The organism is Streptomyces sp. HUAS ZL42, from assembly GCF_040782645.1.
Lineage (GTDB): Bacteria > Actinomycetota > Actinomycetes > Streptomycetales > Streptomycetaceae > Streptomyces.
The window spans coordinates 647686-667169 of sequence record NZ_CP160403.1 but is presented as its reverse complement, the minus strand read 5'-3'; the positions used below and the strand labels follow the sequence as shown (position 1 = coordinate 667169).

General features: G+C 67.2%; 15 protein-coding genes and 4 pseudogenes. 13 read left to right on the top strand and 6 right to left on the bottom strand.

Annotated elements, in window-relative coordinates; translation table 11 throughout:
- Positions 1-5: 5 nt before the first annotated feature.
- Positions 6-287, top strand: a pseudogene (locus ABZO29_RS03160) (AhpC/TSA family protein); the annotation flags it as partial.
- 246 nt (positions 288-533) lie between these two features.
- On the opposite strand, the gene ABZO29_RS03155 reads toward ABZO29_RS03160, so the two are convergent.
- The 3 genes from ABZO29_RS03155 to ABZO29_RS03145 all read right to left on the bottom strand — a co-directional run bounded on the left by ABZO29_RS03155 (position 534) and on the right by ABZO29_RS03145 (position 4099).
- Positions 534-1736, bottom strand: coding sequence for a putative PEP-binding protein (locus ABZO29_RS03155; protein ID WP_367318573.1), 1203 nt, complete (start codon positions 1734-1736; stop codon positions 534-536).
- The gene (locus ABZO29_RS03150) at positions 1737-3599 is read right to left on the bottom strand and encodes an FAD/NAD(P)-binding protein (protein WP_367318572.1); all 1863 of its coding nucleotides are present in this window, start codon (positions 3597-3599) and stop codon (positions 1737-1739) included.
- A 167-nt stretch (positions 3600-3766) separates the two neighbouring features.
- Positions 3767-4099, bottom strand: coding sequence for a hypothetical protein (locus ABZO29_RS03145; protein WP_367318571.1), 333 nt, complete (start codon positions 4097-4099; stop codon positions 3767-3769).
- A gap of 551 nt (positions 4100-4650) precedes the next feature.
- Here ABZO29_RS03145 and ABZO29_RS03140 point away from each other — a divergent pair.
- The 3 genes and pseudogenes from ABZO29_RS03140 to ABZO29_RS03130 all read left to right on the top strand — a co-directional run.
- A pseudogene (locus ABZO29_RS03140) lies at positions 4651-5298 on the top strand (primase-like DNA-binding domain-containing protein); the annotation flags it as partial.
- Positions 5295-5696: pseudogene (locus tag ABZO29_RS03135) on the top strand (DUF6009 family protein). The pseudogenes ABZO29_RS03140 and ABZO29_RS03135, both read left to right, overlap by 4 nt.
- Positions 5697-6093: 397 nt before the next feature.
- The gene (locus ABZO29_RS03130; protein WP_367318570.1) at positions 6094-6384 is read left to right on the top strand and encodes a hypothetical protein; all 291 of its coding nucleotides are present in this window, start codon (positions 6094-6096) and stop codon (positions 6382-6384) included.
- A 621-nt stretch (positions 6385-7005) separates the two neighbouring features.
- Here the strand turns inward: ABZO29_RS03130 and ABZO29_RS03125 are convergent.
- Positions 7006-7566, bottom strand: a complete 561-nt coding sequence (locus ABZO29_RS03125) for a hypothetical protein (protein ID WP_367318569.1) — start codon at positions 7564-7566, stop codon at positions 7006-7008.
- Between the two features lie 578 nt (positions 7567-8144).
- Between ABZO29_RS03125 and ABZO29_RS03120 the strand changes: the two genes are divergently transcribed.
- From ABZO29_RS03120 to ABZO29_RS03100, 5 genes and pseudogenes are all read left to right on the top strand, one after another.
- On the top strand, positions 8145-9113 hold the full coding sequence (locus ABZO29_RS03120) for a hypothetical protein (RefSeq protein ID WP_367318568.1): 969 nt from the start codon (positions 8145-8147) through the stop codon (positions 9111-9113).
- 108 nt (positions 9114-9221) lie between these two features.
- Entirely contained in the window at positions 9222-9791 is a 570-nt protein-coding gene (locus ABZO29_RS03115; RefSeq protein WP_367318567.1) for a TetR/AcrR family transcriptional regulator, read from the top strand.
- Between the two features lie 177 nt (positions 9792-9968).
- Positions 9969-10406 carry a MerR family transcriptional regulator gene (locus ABZO29_RS03110; protein WP_367318566.1) on the top strand — a complete coding sequence of 146 codons (438 nt, stop codon included), beginning with the start codon at positions 9969-9971 and terminating at the stop codon, positions 10404-10406.
- 233 nt (positions 10407-10639) lie between these two features.
- Positions 10640-11880: pseudogene (locus ABZO29_RS03105) on the top strand (IS110 family transposase).
- A gap of 130 nt (positions 11881-12010) precedes the next feature.
- A complete protein-coding gene (locus ABZO29_RS03100) occupies positions 12011-12151 on the top strand; it encodes a hypothetical protein (protein WP_367318565.1) in 141 nt (46 codons plus the stop codon).
- Between the two features lie 101 nt (positions 12152-12252).
- Here the strand turns inward: ABZO29_RS03100 and ABZO29_RS03095 are convergent, their stop codons facing one another.
- A complete protein-coding gene (locus ABZO29_RS03095) occupies positions 12253-13776 on the bottom strand; it encodes a 4-hydroxyphenylacetate 3-hydroxylase family protein (RefSeq protein WP_367318564.1) in 1524 nt (507 codons plus the stop codon).
- A complete protein-coding gene (locus ABZO29_RS03090; protein WP_367318563.1) occupies positions 13776-15593 on the bottom strand; it encodes an amino acid adenylation domain-containing protein in 1818 nt (605 codons plus the stop codon). Before ABZO29_RS03090 ends, ABZO29_RS03095 begins: the two co-directional genes overlap by 1 nt.
- Positions 15594-15809: 216 nt before the next feature.
- Here ABZO29_RS03090 and ABZO29_RS03085 point away from each other — a divergent pair, with 216 nt between their 5' ends.
- Genes ABZO29_RS03085 through ABZO29_RS03070 form a run of 4 tightly spaced genes read left to right on the top strand, consistent with a single transcriptional unit; the run spans position 15810 to position 19473 of the window.
- Positions 15810-16466: an O-methyltransferase gene (locus ABZO29_RS03085; protein WP_367318562.1), complete on the top strand. Its 657-nt coding sequence runs from the start codon at positions 15810-15812 to the stop codon at positions 16464-16466.
- 27 nt (positions 16467-16493) lie between these two features.
- The gene (locus ABZO29_RS03080; protein ID WP_367318561.1) at positions 16494-17405 is read left to right on the top strand and encodes an acetylating acetaldehyde dehydrogenase; all 912 of its coding nucleotides are present in this window, start codon (positions 16494-16496) and stop codon (positions 17403-17405) included.
- Complete coding sequence (dmpG, locus tag ABZO29_RS03075; RefSeq protein WP_367318560.1) at positions 17402-18448, top strand: 4-hydroxy-2-oxovalerate aldolase; 1047 nt, start codon at positions 17402-17404, stop codon at positions 18446-18448. The genes ABZO29_RS03080 and dmpG overlap by 4 nt, the downstream gene beginning before the upstream one ends.
- Positions 18445-19473, top strand: a complete 1029-nt coding sequence (locus tag ABZO29_RS03070; protein ID WP_367318559.1) for a beta-ketoacyl-ACP synthase III — start codon at positions 18445-18447, stop codon at positions 19471-19473. Before dmpG ends, ABZO29_RS03070 begins: the two co-directional genes overlap by 4 nt.
- Positions 19474-19484: the final 11 nt, after the last annotated feature.

Here is a 19484-nt window from a genome sequence, read left to right as displayed (position 1 = left end):
CCCCAAGCGAGGAGCACTCGCTCGCCTTCGACGTCCTCAGTGACATCGGCTCCGGCACTGCCAGGCAGTACGGCCTCGCCTGCGACCTCCTCGACGACCTCGCAGCCGTCTACGACAAGCTTGGCTTCGACCTCCAGCGCGTCAACGGCGGCCACCCGCGCACCCTCCCGTTGCCTGCCACCTACGGCATCGACCGCCACGGCATCATCCGCTGGTCCTTCGTCAACACCGACTGCACCACCCGCGCCCAACCCGCCGACATTCTGGCCACATTGGATGCCCTGAACGCAGCCCGCCAGCGCCGCCACCGGAGACGATCACCGGGCAGGTACTCACCGGCCAACGAGCCGGCTCCTGATCATGGAAGAGCGGCACCAGCAGAACGGCCACGCAGGTGTGTTCCGTCACTCCCTCAGGGCTGCCTCGTGTAGTCGCCGGCGCTCCTCCGTGAGAAAGGCACGGCTTGGGCCTGGGCGAGCACGAGGCATGCCGAGCGGCTGCCGACGGTGGTGAGGTGCGTCGAGCCCAATCTGTCAGGGGCGTGTCCGCAGGAGGATCTGCTGAAGTTCTGCGGTGCACATCATGTAGCCGACGGGGGTCGGAAGGTGCTCCAGGTAGTGGGCGAGGTCCGAACCCAGCGAAAACACCCGCACAGGGGTATCCGCAGTACGCGCGGACTCCACCACCTTCCGAAGTGCGTCCATGACGGCCGGGTGCCGGGTCTGGTAGGTGTCGGCCACCAGGTGGTTGCCCCGGTCCGCCGCGAGGTAGAACTGCACCAAGTCCTTCACGCCGACGAACAACTCGTTTGCTCCCGCGGCGCAGATGGCCGCCGTGGCGTGCACTGCTGCGGGCGTTTCGATGAACGCGGACAAGGGCACACCAACTGGCAAGTCCAGGTGCATCCTGAGCTGGGCGAACTCCTCATCGTCCGTGACGAATGGAGCCGAGAGGCACACTCGGTCCGCAGCGTCACCGAGACCTTCGCGCAGGAAGCCGAGTACGGCGTGCAGCGCATCCCGGTACGCAGACGAACCACGCAGCCAACGCGCGCCGTGCAGGCCCAGCTCGGGATTCGGCTCGACTGCGACCGTGGCCAGCTCGGTGACCTCGGCGGCGTGGTCGGAGCGGAGGTCGAGAAGCCGTAAGACAAGCCGTTGGCCAGGCAGGAGTGCCTGGACGAAGGTGCACAGTCGGTCCGCGACGGCACGAGCGTAGGCGTTGATGTCGGCCGGGCCACCCGCCAGGGCGTCGAGCGGACGCAGTCGCGCCGCCAGACAGAGGAACTCCTCCCGAATGAAAAAGGAGTCGACCCGCTTCGCGTCAGGACCGGACGAGTTGATCGTGCGGATGTCCTGCAGGTCCGCGATGACAGCACATGCCGACCCGAGATCGTCCGGTGAGGGGCTCAAGGCACTCGAGCCGCGCTCGAGGATGATCGATTGACTTTCCAGATCGAGCGTCACTTCGCCGACCAGATCGGCGAGGTCCGCCTTGTCGACCCGGAGCACGGGTATCCCCCTGCCGCGGCAGAGGGACTGCATGTGGCCGGTCAGCCCACCCGAACCGCAGACGACCGCCCGCGCAGACACGATCGCTTCGTACAAACCCGCTTCGAGGGTAGGCGCGACCAGGATCGATCCCTCCAGCGGACTTCTTGTGCGGTTACAGACACCTCGTAGTACACGCTGTGCGCCGCTGGTCAAGAGGGATCCCTGAATACGGTGCCCGTTCAACTAGCCCTCCAGGTCTTCGGTGTTCACTATCCCTAATTGCCGACGTAGCTGTCGTGGAGTCACGGTGACGTCCGTGAGCCGCTCGACGGCGGTCCAGTGCACGAGGGCTCTGGTCACGCGGTCGTGCCGGAACGCGCCGGGGGAAAGGATCGGAGGTTCGTCCATGGATCGGATGCTGACGGTCAAGCGGGAAGCGAGCAGTTCCCGCTCTTTGCGCGAATTCGCGACCAGCCTCCTCACCTCTAGGTTCACAGCGTCCTGGAATTTCGCAAGGGCTGCGTCCTTCATATTGCTGACATAGCGCTGGAGTTGATCACGGAACGGAGTCAAATCCTCTTGCGACTCCAATTCCTCGACCACGCGCGCGGCGACGACAATTGACTGGTTCTTGATGGCGGCGAGATTGAAGGTGAACGCGCCGATGCGCCCGTTCCGCACCATCTCGTCGCCCTCGCGTAGTGGGCCGATCGCTGAGATCGGCGTCACAGGCGTCCCGCGCAGGTCCAGGAGTGCGCCCCGTTCGTCGACCTCTACGCCGCGCCCCGTACGCTCATGGGGTACCGCGATCCCCCTCCGCAGGAGATTCGCCCAGAGCGGCTGGCTGGCCCTTCTGTAGTCCCACTCCCGGCTGAAGTTGGACACCACCAGATCGGCGTCGAGGGTGCGTTTCCCTTGTGGGGCCGTGACCGAAACGGCCAGTCGTCCGGCGCCAGTTGGCGTGATTCTTTCCACGTTGCCGACGACCAGATGCACCCGCCCGTCGGCCGGGTGCATTGCTCGCTCGATGATCGCCATCGTGTGCTCCACCGCGCCGACGCGGAACGAGGCCATCGCGGTACTGAACTCATCCAGCAGGCCCCGCAGTTCCGAAGAGGGAATCTGCCCGATGGCCTCGGGCAGATGTGGCTCCCAGGCCTTGGCTACCCGCTCCGCGACCACGGCAGGGTCGATGCCCGGGTACTCCCGGCTGATCGCCGCACACGCCGACGCCCACTCCGCCCGGACCCGGGCCAGGAACTCCTCACGATTCCGGTATGGCTCCATCAGCGACCTCGGGCAGGGCAACTTCACCACTTCGTGCTCGTGGCCGCGAGGGTACGTCCGGAAAATCGTTCCGGTCTTCGAGATGAGGTAAATCCGCCCGGTGTGGCCTTGCCGCAGCAACAGACCCGCCGAGTCGTACGCGCTCAGCGTGGAGCCAACGATAGCGACCGTGGCCTCCGGCGAGAGGCCATCGAGCTTGCTGACGCCGGCCGCGGAGAAGGGGTTGCGCACGAAAGAGGCATGCGCGAGTACCTCGGCCGCGAAGGGCGGCTCCCGGAGTTCGAGGCCAGTAGCGAGAACGACGTGATCGGCAAAGATCACCGCCGGTTCCGGGCTCTCCCAGGCCGGAAGGCCGCTCCCCTGCGGCGCCGACAAGTGCCGCACCGTCACCTCGACTCCCGGGGAGCGCAGTTCCATGTCGATCGCCTCACCGTCCGCCTCGACGAGCACGACACCGGAACAGGCCTCTCGTCTGGCCCTGGCCAAACGGTCCATCAAATAGTCCTGGAAGATACGCCGGGGCGCCGGCCCCTGCTCGACGAACTCGAACTCGGCCCAGGGCGCCGGCCAATCGCTGCGGTCCGCTTCGTCGTTGGCCCAGCGGACGAAGTCGAGGACATCCTCCCGAAATACCGACATCCGGCCCGCCTGGATGTTGAAAACATGGCCCCAGGGGTTGCCGTCCCGGTGGTAGGCGACGCCCGCGGACCGATACTCGGAGCGCCGTTCGAGCAGGACGATCTCCAACGGCCTGCGCGCAAAGCAGAGCAGACGGATCGCCGTGGCCGTGCCAGCCAGACCGGCACCAACGATGAGCACTCTGGGGCATAAGCGTGTTCGACTCACAGTGAGACCTCCCCGTTGAGCGGTGGGAGCCCGGCGGCGCTGGCCCAAGCCGGGCGGTATGTTCCGTATCAGCGGCAGTGCAGACATTGCCCGCTGCCCTCGCAGCCGCCTCTACGGACAAGGTAGAGAGCGAGTGAAACCTAAGGATGCCCCCGACACCCGGCCATCGCTCCGCCGCGCCGCTCTGCGTCCTTGTGGGAGAAAGCAGAGGTGAGGCGACGGTGAGATCGCTCGGTGAGAGTTGGCGCCAGCCTGCCGGTCTCGCGCCGGGTGGGAGCAATGCCGCACCACTGCACAGGCGGCACCTCTTCTCGCATGGCGGCTGCCGCAGCCTGGCCCTTGGGGAACAGGTAGTAGTCCCTGCGAGCGTTGCTGCTCTCATTCATCCGCCGTTGCTTGATGTGCTTGCGCGCCGCCAGGAGGGCCAAGGCGTTGTCCGGTGGTTCAAAGGCGCCGTAGAGGTACTTGGCCATGGGGTATCGATGCAGTGACGGAGCACTGCCACGATCATGACGGTGATCAGTGGAAGCGTGGTCAGGTGGCTGACGACCCGTCTCCAGCTCGGTCAGGAGCTCGTGCGCGAGGTAGTCAGGGTGGCGTAGCCCAAAATCGATCTTTGTCAGACGGGTAAGCGACCGGACGACCTTTACGGCTCCGGGGACCGCGCTGGGCCCGTCAAGGGGTGTGCCTAGTACGTCCGTGATCAATAAGAGGCGTAAGGCGGACTGCGAAGTGCTCCCGGCTTCCAAGCGATGGCGACTGACCAACCCGCCGTTCACACGCCCCCCAGCGTCCACACAGAACAGATCTTGAACGGAGAGTAGCGCAGGCTGACGCTGCGCACATCCCTTCGTGTAAGGCCGCTCAGCGCCCGGTCGCCCACCTCCACCCGACACGGCCCGCCGAACAACGCCTCGATCTACGGCGCCGATGGCACAGTGGGGGGCATGTGCGGCCGTTACGTCTCCACCCGCAGCCCCGAGGACCTGGTTCCGCTCTTCCGGCTCGCCGACTGGCGTCCGCAGGCAAATCGGCCCTTCTGGACGTCTTGAAGCTGCCTGCTCGGCGACTACGCGGACGCGGCCCCGCCTCCTCATGGCCAAGCCGTTCGAAGGCGACCCCACCGACCTCGCCGAGCTCCACGGCCGGCGCGTCCACGTCTGCTCGGAGATCAAGCCCGGCGACAAGTTGGACGTGGCTTCGCGTTCTGGCGCCGTATGCGACTGATCCCGTTCGAGCGCGTCGTCTGCGACGATCGCAAGATCGACAACCTGGCCGACCTTCTCGTCATGGAGGAAGGCCCCGGCATCCTCGCCTGGCTGATCGACGGCGCCCGCCGCTACCTCGCCGGTGCCCGTGACCCGACCGGCCCGGAACGCGTGCGGATCGCGACGACCGCGTACGCGGAGACCGAGGACCACACTGGCCGGTTCTACGACGAGTGCTGTCGGTTGGGCCCCGCGCTGCGGGCCGAGCAGACGGCGCTCTACGCCGCCTACAAGGCCTGGTGCCACAATCAAGGCGCACTGGTCATGTCCTCGCGCGCGTTCGCCTCCCGCACCCGCGAACTGGCCGGCTGGCCTGGCCGAAGGAGATGATCCTGTCCAACCAGCGCAAGTACTACCCGGGTATCGGACTGCTCACCGACGACGAGAGGGAAGTCGGCGCATGAGTTTTCTGATCAGGGTGGACGAGCTCAGCCACGAGACCGAGTTCGTGTGGCTGGAGGACCTCGACCGGCTCGACTACGTCCGGCAGAGCCCGGACCGGCCGCCCACCCGCAAGGGCAAACCCCGTACCACCGCGACGGCTGCATGGTCGGCGATGCCATCCTCGGCCCCACTGCCGAACCTTCCCGCGCCTTCGGCGCCTTCCGCCGCCGTGTCTTCTGGCTCCTGCCCCACGACCGCGATAGCGAGCCCGACGGCCTTTACGCCAAGAGCACCCCCAGCCGAGGCCATCGACCCGCGCACCCTTGAGCCTCGCGTCAAGGGCTACAAGACCGAACGCTCCGAAGGCGGCCCGCCCTCCCGCGCGATGCAGGAACTCGGCATACGACTCCCGCTGTAGCCGCGTGACAGGTGGCGTCCGAGCGAAGTTGATGACCCGGACCACGCCGTTCGACGAGGCTCACGTGTTTCCTTTGGGATCCGTGGTGATCCGTAGTGGTGTGTCATGCGTCGGTGTCGTGTAGTGGGGCGGGTACTGATGCCGGTGTCGTACGTGAGTGTGTGGGCCGAATGTGTGACCTTCCCGCGGGTGTGTCGTTGATCGGGTGACAGCACCACCGGCGAGGGAGGAGGAGGCCGGTGAGCCGGAGGCTGCCGCTGGGTGAGTGTGAGACGGCCCGTACGGCCCGTACGGCCTGTGCCCGTGGTCTGCTGCGGTCGGGCGTGGTGGAGAGAAGACGGGTGAGGTGCTGTCGGCCGGTGTGCTGGCGGAGCGGGTGGGCTGGTGTGCTGACCCGGTGTCGGCAATGACGGCCGTGCTGCTGTCGGAGCACTGGAACACCGCCGATGTCGGCATGCTCGCTTCGGGGATGGACGCGGGCGGCAGGAAGCTGCCGTCGAACGCCTGGATGGCGCTGCGCCGGCTGGGCTGGACCACCGCCCCTGCCGGGGGCGTGCACGCCAATGACCGGATCGTGCGTATGGCTCAGGAGCAGGCGGGACGCTGTGGCCTACCGCCAAGAAGCCGGGCCCCCACACCCGAGCGCGGGAGCCCGGCACCCCGCAGGTCGGCGCGCACGGGCACATAGTCCTTGGATCCTCGACTTGCTGCGTGGGGACCAGAAGCCGATTGTTGATCATTCTGGACATCAGGATCGGCACGGAGGTCATGGCGGGTGAGGCGGGACGATCTCCGTGTGATCCTCTAGGACAGAGGGGCCAGGGCTGGTGAAATCGGCCGGGAGGTTCGAGGTGCGACGGCGAGGCTGGGACGGAGGCGTGAGGTGCCGCTTGGCGAACAGGGCCAGGAGGCCGTAGCCCGCAAGTAGCAGCACAACAGTGAGAATCCATTCGTGGGACCCTCCTGGACGGTAGACCCGGCCGGTGGTTCCCATGTCTACGGCCTTGACCTGCTGGCCGTTGTGAAGCGATCCGCGTCCGCTGCCGGAGAGGGTCACCGTCGTGTGCCAGATGGCGCCGTCGCGTGACCCGAAGGTTCCCGACCAGCTGCAGCTCTCATGTCCGGGGTGGCTGACGCAGTCGAGTCTGACCGCGGTGAAGGTTCCTGGTTTGCCGTCGGTCGTAGCTGAGAAGAGGGCCTTGCCGAGATTCGGTAGCGAGACGTACAGCAGCAGGCAGGCCGTTGCCAGGATTGCCAAGGAGGAGAACCGCGAGGGCCTGCGGCGGGTTGCGGTGGCGGTCACCGCTCGCTAGGCCGGTGCCGCAGCGCAGGTGCAGCGCGGAGCAGAGACTGCGTCCTTCGCCGGCCTGCTGTGCAAGATCATGGCAACCACCATCGGGATCGTCACCACCGCGTTGTAGAACAGGTGAAGCTCCACCCGCGGTGCCACCAGTTGGACGATGCTCGTCGGGACCGCCCGCCCCGCCAGATAAGCGCCCGTGAGTGCCTGGACCAGCAGCAGCAGATGCTCCAAGTGATGCCAGATCTGCACTCCGAGCGTGATGTTCCACCAAGTGCGGGAGGTGCCGGTGAATCCAGGCCGTAGCAGCACGAAGCCGACCAACATGATCAGTGCGTAGCCGTAGTGCATCCACTCCGAACTGACCAGCCACGGGAAAGGGATACCCAGCACACCGCGAGCCTGCTTTGCGGGCCAGCCCCACATGTAGATCTGGACCGCCTGGGCGACGTGCTCGGCCCAGTGGGCGAGAACGATGATCAGGAACACGCGCAATCCGGTGCGGTGAAGCCTGCTATTGAGGGTCGCACCGAAAGTGCGCGCCTGGGGGGCATGCGCATTGACCGCCATGCGTGGTCCTCCAATACCGGGTCTGGGACGAAGCCATCACAGCAGCACAGGCAGGCTGGGGCATCTTCGTCCGTGCGCAGTCAAGTGCGACGACCGTCGCCAACCACGAGGGAAGATCATCAACTTGCCTGGCACCGGGGCGACTTGCGTGGCAGGCGGGGGAGCAAACAGGCGGCTGGCGGTCGCCCACCAGCTACCCCCAGTGTTCGAAGAACCGGATGCAGCGGCAGCTGCATGCTGATCACCCCGCCCGGCGTCCCGTCAGGCGGGACGCCGCTGCTGTCGCTCAAACCGGTCGCCTCAGTTGCCCACTCGTGGTCAGCCGATGAGTGATGATCGGCTTGTACTCGCCGGCAGGCGCCCAAGTGTGGTGCGTACGCTAATCGTTCGCCGCCAGCGCACAGACCGTCAGAACGGGCAGCTCGCGATGAGGCAATGACCCTTGGTGCTGGCACTCGTTCAGCAACTTGGAAGAAACGCCCTGCCTGGATGCTGTCTACGCTCCGAGTGCGAGGGTGCCTCGAGACCCCTTGTGTACGGATCTTCCATCTGACGGCGGAATACGAGGGAGTCTGACTGTGGCGCGCAGTGAGGAGCTATCGGTCACCCGCCAAGGTCCTGAGGGACATGTAAATACTGTCGGTGGAACAGCGGTTGAACGACGTTGGCTTGTCCTGCTACTCAGCATCGGTGCAGGATTTCTACTGACGGTGGTGTGGTCCGCAGAGTTTGTGGACAAGACTATCGGTGACAATGTCGCAAGAACCGTGCTCGGGCACGACCCGGAAGCCCCGATCTCCGGTGCGGTGGCGGGTATTGCCTTCGCGTTCACTTCGGGACTCGCTGGCACGTTCACCGCTTGCAATATCGCAGCTTTCGGTGCGGTCGCCCCTCTTCTTGGTGCTGCCGGCAGCCGATGGGGTCGTCTGGTGCAGTCGCTGAAGCCCTTGGGCTGGATGTCGCTTGGTCTGCTCGCGGTGGCGGCTGTCTACGGTGCCGTGGTCGGGGTCGTGGGTACCTCTATGCCGCAGTTTTCCCAGGCCGAGAGCATGCCCGGAGTCCTGTCCGGCCGTTCCGTGCAGAGCATGGTGGCGTTCGGCATCGTTGGATTGGCGATGCTCTACATGGGGCTGAGCTCGCTCGGTTTCGTCCGCGATCCGTTCCTGCACCTGCACAGTCGGTTTCCCTATGCGCAGACAGTGTTCATGGGCGCGTTGATCGGCGGCTTTCTCATCGGGCGCCCTTATCCGCTTTTTCGGCAACTGTTTCGGGACGCGGCCGAGAGCGGGAATCCGTTGTATGGTGCAGCGGCCTTCATGCTGCAATCGGTCGGGAACATTGCGATCATGGCTGTGATCTTCATCGTACTGTCCGTGGCCTCAGGCACCCGCCTGCAGACGTGGATGGCAAAGCCTGGGCGCGCGGCGATGCTCATGGCGGTCACACTCATCGTGGCTGGTGCCTTCACATTCTTGTATTGGGACGTCCGTTTGCTTGCGCGCCGAGAGATCATCCCTTGGTATCCGATCGCTCCGTGGGCTGCTTGAGTGTGTGACCTGACGTGTTCTGGCACAGGCCCAGCCGCGCCAGATACCAACTCCTGTACCTGCCCGGTCCATCAGGGCGCGGGCCGCGGGCAATCAACTTGGGGCCCCATGGTCAGGATGAGCGCAGAAGACAGGCGCGAGAGCGTCATCTGTGCGGCGACCGCCGAGTTCGACCGCGGTGGCTACCACGGCACGTCGACCGAGGCGATCGCCAAGCGGGTCGGTATTTCGCAGCCGTATCTCTTCCCACTCTTCCCAGGCAGGAAGGCGATCTTCCTCGCGACGGCCCAGCGGTGGATGGAGGACACCGTGCGCACCTTCGAGGAGGCCGTCAAGGGCCTGGACGGTGAAGAGGCCCCGCACGCCATGGCGAACGCGTACACCAGGGTCATCACCGATCAGCCTGAGCGCCTGAAGATGCAGATGCAGACGTACGTTGCGGTGGCCGCCGCCGAGCAGGAGGGCGACCGCGGGTTCGGCGAGGTGGTGCGCGGCGTATGGATGCGGTTGTGGGACGCGGTGCATCTGAGCCTCGGCGCCGACCTCGACGAGACGACGACGCTCCTCGCGCACGGGATGATCATCAACTGCCTGGTGGCCATGGGACTTCCCCCCGAAGGCCGGGCCTGGGAGGGCGTTTACCCGTCGGCGCCGCTTACGGGTCGCGTGGAGGCGTAGAAACCGGCCCGGTGCACGCCGGCCCGCTGCGCGCCGGCCCAATCTAAGGTCCGCCATGCCCGCAGAGCGTCTCCGGCAGCAGTTCTCGGCGTTGTGGATCGAACCGAGCATGCGGGGTGGCCTGGCCATTCACCGCCGGTGGGCGAGCCGATGACGAATGGAAATGGAGCGGAGATCATGCAGCTGGCCGAACTCAGTCGGCGAAGCGCGGTATCCATCGCGACCATCAAGTACTACCTGCGCAGCGGGCTGCTCCTTCCTGGCGAACGGATCACGGCCACCCAGGCCGACTACGGCGAAGACCACGTGCACCGGCTGCGGTTGATCCGTGCGCTCATTGGCGTTGGTCGTCTACCCGTCGGTGTCACCAAGGAGATCCTTGACGTCATCACAGCATCGCCGGATGATCACGATGGGGTCGTCGTGAAGGTGCTGAGCGCAGGTTCCGCTGCCCAGGAGCACAACGGCGCGGAGGGCGTCGTGACGCCCGCGAAGCCGGGCACAAGCGGTGTCACGGACGCTCGAAGCCTCATTGCCGAGATGGGGTGGTGCGTGAGGCGCGCCGCACCGGCCACCAAGGATCTGGGCGACAGCCTGGACGTCCTGACTGAGTAGTCCGGTCGCCTGTCGGCGACACCCTGTGGGCGCGAAAATCGGTCTGTGGCCGTCCGGCGGACGTCGTTTCTGCTTGGTGCGTTCCGAGCCTGTGACTGAGTAGGACGCTGGGGGTCCATCGACAGGCACCCCGATGTGTTGCTGCGAGCACGCGAATCAGCTTCTTCCGCCTGCCGGGCCCCCGCCGGACGACCGCGCACTCGCGGCCGATCAAGGGAGGGGGTACCGGGCAGATGGACGTGATCCACGAACGCTGCGGGGGGATCGACATCAGCAAGGCGGACGTGAAGGTGACGATCAGGGTGCCGGGCACCGGCAAGCGGCGCCGCAGCGAGACCCGCACCTTCTCCTCGGTGACCTCGGGCCTTTTGGCGATGCGGGACTGGCTGCTGGCCGAGCAGATCACCGTGGTCGGCATGGAGGCCACCGGCGTGTACTGGAAACCGGTGTTCTACCTGCTGGAACATGAGATGGAGTGCTGGCTGCTCAACGCCCGCCACATGAAGGCGGTCCCGGGCCGCAAGACCGACGTGAAGGATTCCGAGTGGATCGCCCGCCTGGTCGAGCACGGCCTGGTGCGGCCCTCGTTCGTGCCGCCCGAGCCGATCCGGCAGCTGCGGGATCTGACCCGGTATCGCACCGAGGTGATCCGCGAACGCACCCGGGAGGCCCAGCGCCTGGAGAAGCTCCTGGAGGACGCCGGGATCAAACTGTCCGCCGCGGTCGCCGACATCCTGGGCGTATCCGGCCGGGCGATGCTGGAGGCCCTCATCGCCGGCGAACGCGACCCGCAGGTGCTCGCGGACCTGGCCAAAGGCATCATGCGACGCAAGACGGACGCCCTGATCGAGGCCCTGACCGGCCACTTCACCGCCCATCACGCGTTCTTGGCCCGGGCCATGCTGGAGCGTATCGACGCCTGCACCGCGATGGAGAAACGGCTGGATGCGCGGATCGACGCACAGATCGCGCCCTTTCGCCGCCGCATCGAACTCCTGGTGACCATCCCCGGCGTGAACACGCGGGCCGCCGAGGTGATCCTCGCCGAGATCGGCGACGACATCGCCCGCTTCCCCACCGCGGGCGACCTGGCCTCCTGGGCCGGGGTGTGCCCGGCAACAACGAATCCGGCGGCAGACGCGGCCCCGGCAAGACCCGCCACGGCGATCCCTGGCTCAAGGCCGCCCTGGGCCAGGCCGCCATCGCCGCGTCACGGACCAAGGACACCTACCTCGCCGCCCGCTACCGCCGGCTCATCGCCCGCCGCGGCAAGAAGCGAGCCCTGGTCGCCCTGGAACACTCGATCCTCGTCTCCGTCTGGCACATGTTCACCCGCGACACCGCATACGCCGACCTCGGAGGCCAGTACTTCCTCGAACGCACCGGCCGTGCCAGGCAGACCCGACGGCTGGTGAGCCAGCTCAACCAACTCGGCTACCAGGTCACTCTCCAGCAGACGGAAGACGCCGCCTGATCAGCGGCTACGGAAACGGGACGGCGGATTTTCGAATCAGCTGGGTGTTGACATCGGGTGGCAGACCCTGCTGCCCTACGCACAACTCGCGGACCGGATCTCCAAGCTGGACAGCCATCAGATACACGGTGTGGCCGGCGCTTCGCTGCAAGCCGAGCAGGCCGCTCTCGTGACGGTGCTGCTGGAACCGGTGTTGCTCGCACTGCGGCGACTGGCTCTCGAGGACAAGTTGTCACGCCAGAACGCGGAGGAATCCCGCAAAGCACAATGAGGCAGAGCTGGCCATCTCGAACAGGCAGCGCATGGTTCCGACATGGGCCGAGCCTAGTACTCCAGCAGGATTTCGCTGTCTGACCTGTCGCTCTGCGCGCCCTAAAACGCGGGAATCTGAACCGGCGCGAGGTCGGGTGCCCGCCAACCGTCGAGGTCGTACTCGGCCAGGCAGCGATCGACGAACTCTCGGTATCCGTCCATTTTCCCATTGCCGATCTGGCCGCGCAGCAACTCGATCCTGGTGTTCTCATGGTTGCCGGAGTAGTTGCGCTCGTAGAGGTCGTGCCGGCCACCGAATTCCGTGCCGATCGTGTCCCAGAGCAGCTTCATCACCTTCACCCGCTCGACGGCTTCGACGCCGTGCGAGCCCCGCAGATAGGTGTCCAGGTACGGCCGGATCTCCTCGTTGCGGAAGTCCTGCGCGCTGGACGGCAGGTAGATCAGTCCGCTCGCGACGTCCTGCAACACGATCTCCCGGACCCTGTTGTAGCCGACCTGGGAGAACCACCGGTACGCCATGATGTAGTCGGGGTTCGGCAACACCGCGCCGTCCCGCCACTCCACGGGGTTCCGCGCCGCCGCGTCGGACAGCCCCCAGAACAGGTTCCGCCAGGCGAGCACCTCGCCCAGCCTCGTCTGCACGCCGTGGAAGTCGGCGGCCCCGGTGATGTCCAAGGCCTTGGCCAGCAGGCCGGCCATGAACTCCAACTTCACCGCGAGCCGCGTGCTGCCGTGGAACATGGCCCGCTCGACGAACCCGGAGTGCCCGCTGAACATGCCGACCTTGTTGACATCGCCGTAGATGAACACGTTCTCCCACGGGATCAGTACCTTGTCCAGGACCAGGATGCAGTCGTTCTCGTCCAGCCGGGACGACAGCGGGTAATCGAACGGACTGCCGGTCGCCTCCGCCGCGGCGGAGTAGGACTGCCGGCAGATCAGCTTCAGGCCGGGCGCGTTCATTGGCACGGTGGCCGAGATGGCGAACTTGCGGTCCTTGACCGGCAGGCCGGTGTGGGCGACGAAGTTGTAGTGCGTGAGCGCGGAGTTCGTCGCGACGACCTTGGCTCCGCTCACGATCACGCCGCTGTCGGTCTCCCGCTCGACGTGCACGAACACGTCGCCGACCTGGTCTGGTGTCCGATGCCGGTCCACCGGCGGGTTCACGATGGCGTGGTTCCAGTACAGGACCTTCTCCTGCGACTCCCGATACCAGCGCCGGGCGTTGTCGGCGAACGGGTTGTAGAAGTCCGCGTTCGCGCCGAGCGTGCCGAGCAGCGAGGCCTTGTAGTCCGGGCTGCGTCCCATCCAGCCGTAGGTCAGCCTGGACCACGCCGCGATGGCCTGCTGGTCGGCGACCAGATCGGCGGCGCTGTGCGGCGTGGTGAAGAAGCGGTGTGTGAAGCCGCCGGGGCCGCCGGCGTCGGTGGGGGTGGTGAGCACGTCCCGGTGTTCCGGATCGTGCAGCGCGTCGTAGAGCCGGGCGATCATCCGGGCCGGGTTGCGGAACGCCGGATGCCCGGTGACGTCGGTCACCCGTTCGCCGTAGAGGTAGACAGCGCGGTCGTCACGGATGCTCTCGAGGTACTCGGCACCGGTCAGCGGCCGGGTCGGCCCCGTCATCAGGAGGCCGCCGTAGCCCGGTACGCGGCCCGCTTGGCGTCGATGTACGCCGCCAGCTCGGCCACGGTCGGGTTGTCGAACAGCTTGTTCACCGAGACCCCGACGCCGACTGCGGCGCCGATCCGGTTGCACAGCCGGATCGCCTGCAGCGACTGGCCGCCGAGGTCGAAGAAGCTGTCGTCGATCCCCACCTCGGGCACCTCGAGCAGGGAGCTGAACATCGCGCACAGCTCCTGCTGGAGCGGCGTCTCCGGCGCACGGGAGGCGACGATCTGGTCGAAGTCCGGTTCCGGCATCGCCTCGCGGTCCAGCTTGCCGTTGGCCGTCAGCGGCAGCGCGTCGAGCCGGACGAACGTCTCCGGCGTCATGTAGCCGGGCAGCTTCGTCCTGGCGTGTGCGCGTACCGCCGCGAGGTCGAGCGTGCCCGACTCAGCTACGACGTAACAGACCAGCTGCTTGTTCCCGTCTTCGCGCTCGCGTGCCAGGACGACGACTTGCGTCAGCCCCGGATGGTCGGCCAGCGCCGCCTCCACCTCGGCCAGATCGACCAGGAAGCCGAGGATCTTCACCTGGCTGTCTTCCCGGCCGACGAACTCGATCGTGTTGTCGGCGGTCCGGCGGGCCATGTCGCCGGTCCGGTACATACGAGATCCCGGCAGGCCGAACGGGTCGGCCACGAACCGCTCGGCGGTCAGGCCGGCCTGGCCGAGATACCCGCGGGCGACGCCCTCGCCCGCGAGGTAGATCTCGCCGACGGCGCCGGCCGGTGCGGGCGTGAGGCCCTCCTCCAGGATGTGGATGCTGATTCCGGTGAAGACGTCGCCGACCGGCACGACGTTGTCGAGCTCCGTGTCGCGGGTGATCACATGGTGCGCCGAGAACACGCTTCCCTCCGTCGCGCCGTACAGCGCGCGGATCACGATGTCGGGGCAGGCCTCGAGCACCCGGCGGACGGCCACCGGCGAGATCACGTCGCCGCCGGTGAGCACTTCGCGCACGCCGACCAACGTCGCCGGGGCCTCTTCGGCGAACACCCGGAACAGGCCGGCGGTCATGTGGAGCCCGGTGATCTCGTACTTCGTGATCAGCTCACGCAGGACCGAGGGCTCCAGCCGGCCGGGGGGCGCGACGACCACCTGACCGCCGTGCAGCAGCGGCATCCAGATCTCGTACGCGGACACGTCGAAGGCGTACGGCGCCAACTGCAATACCCGCGCGTGCCGCTCGACGGCCCACTGCGGATCCACCAGGAGCCGCACCACTTCCCGCTGGGTCACCGCGACGCCCTTGGGCTGGCCGGTGGAACCGGACGTGTGGATCACGTAGGCCAACTGATCGGGACGGATCGGAACTTGTGGATCGTCGAACGGCTTCCCGGCGATCTCCGGGTCGTGCACCGAGACGACCGGCACGCGGTCGGGCACGCCGGCCACGCACATCGCGTCGTCCACGAGCAGCAGCACGGGGCGGGCGCGGTCCACGATCCACTGCCGCCGGTCGGCGGGGTCGGCTTCGTGGACCGGCAGGTACGCCCCGCCGGCTTTGAGGATCGCAAGGAGCGCGACCACCAGATCGGCGGACCGCTCCATCAGTACCCCGACTCGATCCTCGCGGCCGACCCCGAGCCTGATCAGATGACGCGCGAGCTGGTTGGCACGCTGGTCCAGGTCCTGATAACTCAGAGCGGCCCCGGTCGCAGCCTCGGACACGGCTGTCGCATGCGGCGTCCTGGCCACCTGTTCAGCGAACCGGGCGGGAATAGAAAAGGCTGTCATGTGCCACTCTCCGCATAGCTCTGTGTATTCGGCTGTCGTCATGAAGGAACATGCGTCGCATTCATGAGACCGGTCCCTTGCATTCCTTCATAACCATGCCCAAGGCGTCAGGTCGGATCGCCTTCGTCCTTGCTGTGCACCGTTGTCGCCTGTTCCTATGCGCAACTTCGGAGACGTTGGCCGTGTTCTTTCCTGGCACGATGAATGCCGGTTGTCATACATCGGTGTCACGAGAGGGAACCGGTGCTTGTTCATTTGGTGCTCGACGATGAGATCCAGCAATACGTGCAGGACGTGTCGCTTCGCGAGGACGAGATCGCGCGCGAGCTGCGGGCGGCGACCACCTCGCAGGTGTTCGAACACAACATGTCGGCCTCGCCGGAGCAGGGGCAGCTTCTCGGCTTCCTCGTCGGGCTGATGTCGGCCAAAACCGTCGTCGAGGTCGGGGTGTTCACCGGCTACAGCACGCTGTGCATGGCCCGCGCGCTTCCCCCGGGCGGCCGCCTCATCGCGCTCGACTTCAACGAGGAGTGGGCCGACATCGGGCGCCCGTTCTGGGAGCGGGCCGGCGTCGCCGACCGCATCCAGCTCGAGCTGCGCCCGGCGGTCCAGACCCTGGACATGCTGCTGGCCGACGGCGCGGCCGGCACCGTGGACTTCGCCTTCATCGACGCCGACAAGGAAGGCTACCCGCTCTACTTCGAGCGCTGCCTTGAGCTGTTGCGGCCAGGCGGTCTGATGGCGATCGACAACGTCCTTCTGACCGGGAACGTCGCGCGACCGGACATCAGCGACCCGGAGATCGACTCGATGCGTGCGCTGAACTCCATGCTGCTCGACGACGAGCGAGTCGAGCTGACCATGCTCCCCATCTTCGACGGCGTCACGCTGGCGTACAAGCGCGCCCGCGACTGAGATGTCCTCTCGCGTCAGGAGCGACGAATGACCCACAACGACTCCCGGGCAGCGGCCGGCAGGCTGTCCGTGGCGGTGCTCGGCACCGGCCTCATCGGCATCGATCTGGTGGCCAAGATCATCCGTTCCGGCCGTCTCGATCTGCGGCTGGTCGCGGGCCGCAACGAAGCCACGCCGGGACTGCGGCGGACGGCGGCGCTGGGCGTGCCGGTTTCGGCCGGGGGCGTGGATTCCCTGGTGGACGTCGAGCACCCCTTCGACGTGGTCTTCGACGCCACCAGCGCGGCCTCCCACGCTCGGCACGTGGAGAAGCTCTCGCCGCTGGGCACGACGCTGATCGACCTGACGCCGAGCCGGAGCGGGCGGATGATCATCCCGACCGTCAACCGGGCGGACATCCCCGCCCACCGTGACCTCAGCATGGTGAGCTGCGGCGGGCAGGCGTCAGTGCCGATCCTGCACGCGATCACGCAGGCCCACCAGATCGACTACATCGAGGTGGTGACGACTTGCGCCACCCTGAGCATCGGTCACGGGACGCGCATGAACCTCGACGAGTACGTGGAGACCACGCAGGAAGCAATCCGCTGCTTCACCGGTGTCAGGGACGTCAAGGTGATGCTCAACATCAGCCCCGCGCGGCCGCCGGCGACCTTCCGGGTCGCGATGTCCCTGCTGGGCCCGGATCTCACCACCGAATCGGTGTCCTCGGTGGTGGCGGGAGCCGCGGACGAAGTCCGTTCCTACGCCGGCGGCTTCGAGGTGAAGGCGTGCACCGTGAATGACGGCAAGGCGTTCGTCTCCGTCGAGGTCACGTCGTCCGGGGACCGCATCCCGCGGTACGCCGGGAACCTCGACATCATCAATTCCGCCGCGATCCTCGTCGCGGAGAGCTACGCGGCGGAACGGCTCTCGATGGCAGGCGTGGGGAAATCATGACCGAGGCGACAGGACCGGAGACCCCGGGCAAGCCGATCCAGATCCACGATCCGAGTCTGCGGGACGGCCACCACGCCGTCCGGCACCGCCTCGGCGCGGACCAGCTGCGCGCGTACGCCCAGGCGGCGGACGCCGCGCGCGTTCCGGTGGTCGAGGTCGGCCATGGCAACGGGCTGGGCGCGTCCTCTCTTCAGGTCGGCCTCGCCAAGCTCAACGACGACGAGATGCTGTCGATCACCAGGGAAGCCCTGACGAACAGCAAACTGGGTGTCTTCCTGCTTCCAGGCTGGGGCACGGTCCAGGACATCAAGAACGCCATCGCGCACGAGGCCGACCTGGTCCGCATCGGCACGCACTGCACCGAGGCGACCCTGGCCGAACGGCACCTCGGCTTCCTCCGCGATGAGGGTGTCGAGGCGCACGGCGTCCTCCTGATGAGCCACATGGCGACCCCGGAACAGCTCGCCGAGGAATGCGCGCGCCTGGTCGGGTACGGTGCCACCGGGGTGGGCATCCTCGACTCCGCCGGCCACTACCTCCCGCCCGACGTCACCGAGCGCATCCAAGCCATCCGCGCCGCCGTCGACGTGCCGGTGATCTTCCACGGGCACAACAACCTGGGCATGGCCGTGGCGAACTCTGTCGCGGCCGCCGACGCGGGAGCGAACATCCTGGACGCGTGCGCGAGGGGCTTCGGTGCCGGCGCGGGCAACACCCAGCTGGAGGTACTGGTGCCGGTGCTCGAACGGCTCGGGTACCGGACCGGCATCGACCTGTACGGGCTCCTGGACGCGGCGGACATCGCCGAACGGGAACTGATGCCCGCGCCGCCCACGATCGACTCCATCTCCGTCGTCAGCGGCCTGGCCGGAGTGTTCTCCGGATTCAAGACCAGAGTGCTCGACATCTCCGCGCGTGAGAACGTCGATCCGCGCGATGTCTTCTTCGAACTCGGCAGACGCCAGGCGGTTGCGGGCCAGGAGGACCTCATCATGGATGTCGCGCTGGCCCTGAAAGGCGCTGGGATCGGGGACAAGTCGTGACTGGTGGCACGGGCGGGGCCGCGGACCGGGCGGTCATCTGCGGTATCGGGTACCGGCTGCCGGACCGGATCGTCACCAACGCGGAGCTGTGCGCGCGTCTGAACACCTCGGAAGACTGGATCGTGGGACGGACCGGGATCTCCCGGCGCCGCTGGGTCGAGCCGGGCGAGGCGACATCCGACCTCGCGGTCCGGGCGGGGCGGGCCGCGCTCAAGTCGGCCGGCGGCGGGCAGATCGACGCCGTCGTGCTGGCGACCACCACCCCGGACCAGCGCTGCCCGGCGACCGCGCCCGAGGTGGCCTCGCGCCTCGGCCTCGGCGGTGTCGCAGCCTTGGACGTCTCCGCCGTGTGCACCGGATTCCTCTACGGCCTGGCGACGGCGGCGGGTTTCGTCGCGGCGGGGCTGGCCGAGCGCGTCCTGATGATCGCCGCGGAAGCGTTCTCCACCCTGCTCGACCCGGACGACCGGACGACCCTGCCGATCTTCGGCGACGGGGCCGGCGCGGTGGTGCTGCGGCGCGGCCGGGCCGACGAGCCGGGAGCCGTCGGCCCGCTGGTCCTGGGCAGCGACGGTGATCGCAGCGAGCTGATCACGGTCAAGGTAGGCGGCGCGCGACAGCCGTTCCCGGGGCCGATCCCCGACGACGGGTCGCAGTACTTCCGGATGCGGGGACGCGAGGTGTTCCGGCAGTCGGTCGAGCGGATGAGCGCTGCGGGGACCGAGGCGCTGACCCTGGCCGGCTGGCAGCTGGGCGACGTCGACCGCGTGGTCACCCACCAGGCGAACGCGCGCGTCAGCGCCGCGCTGGCTGCGCGGCTCGGCCTGCGCCGGGACGTGATGGCACAGAACATCGGCGACGTCGGCAACACCGCCGCCGCCTCGATCCCGGTCCTGCTCGCCCAGGCGACGGCGGACGGGAGCATCGAACCGGGCCACCGGCTGTTGCTCGTCGCTTTCGGCGGCGGCCTCACCTGGGGCGCCACCACGCTGACTTGGCCCCACCTCGAACTCCACGATGCGTAGGGCATCGGAGC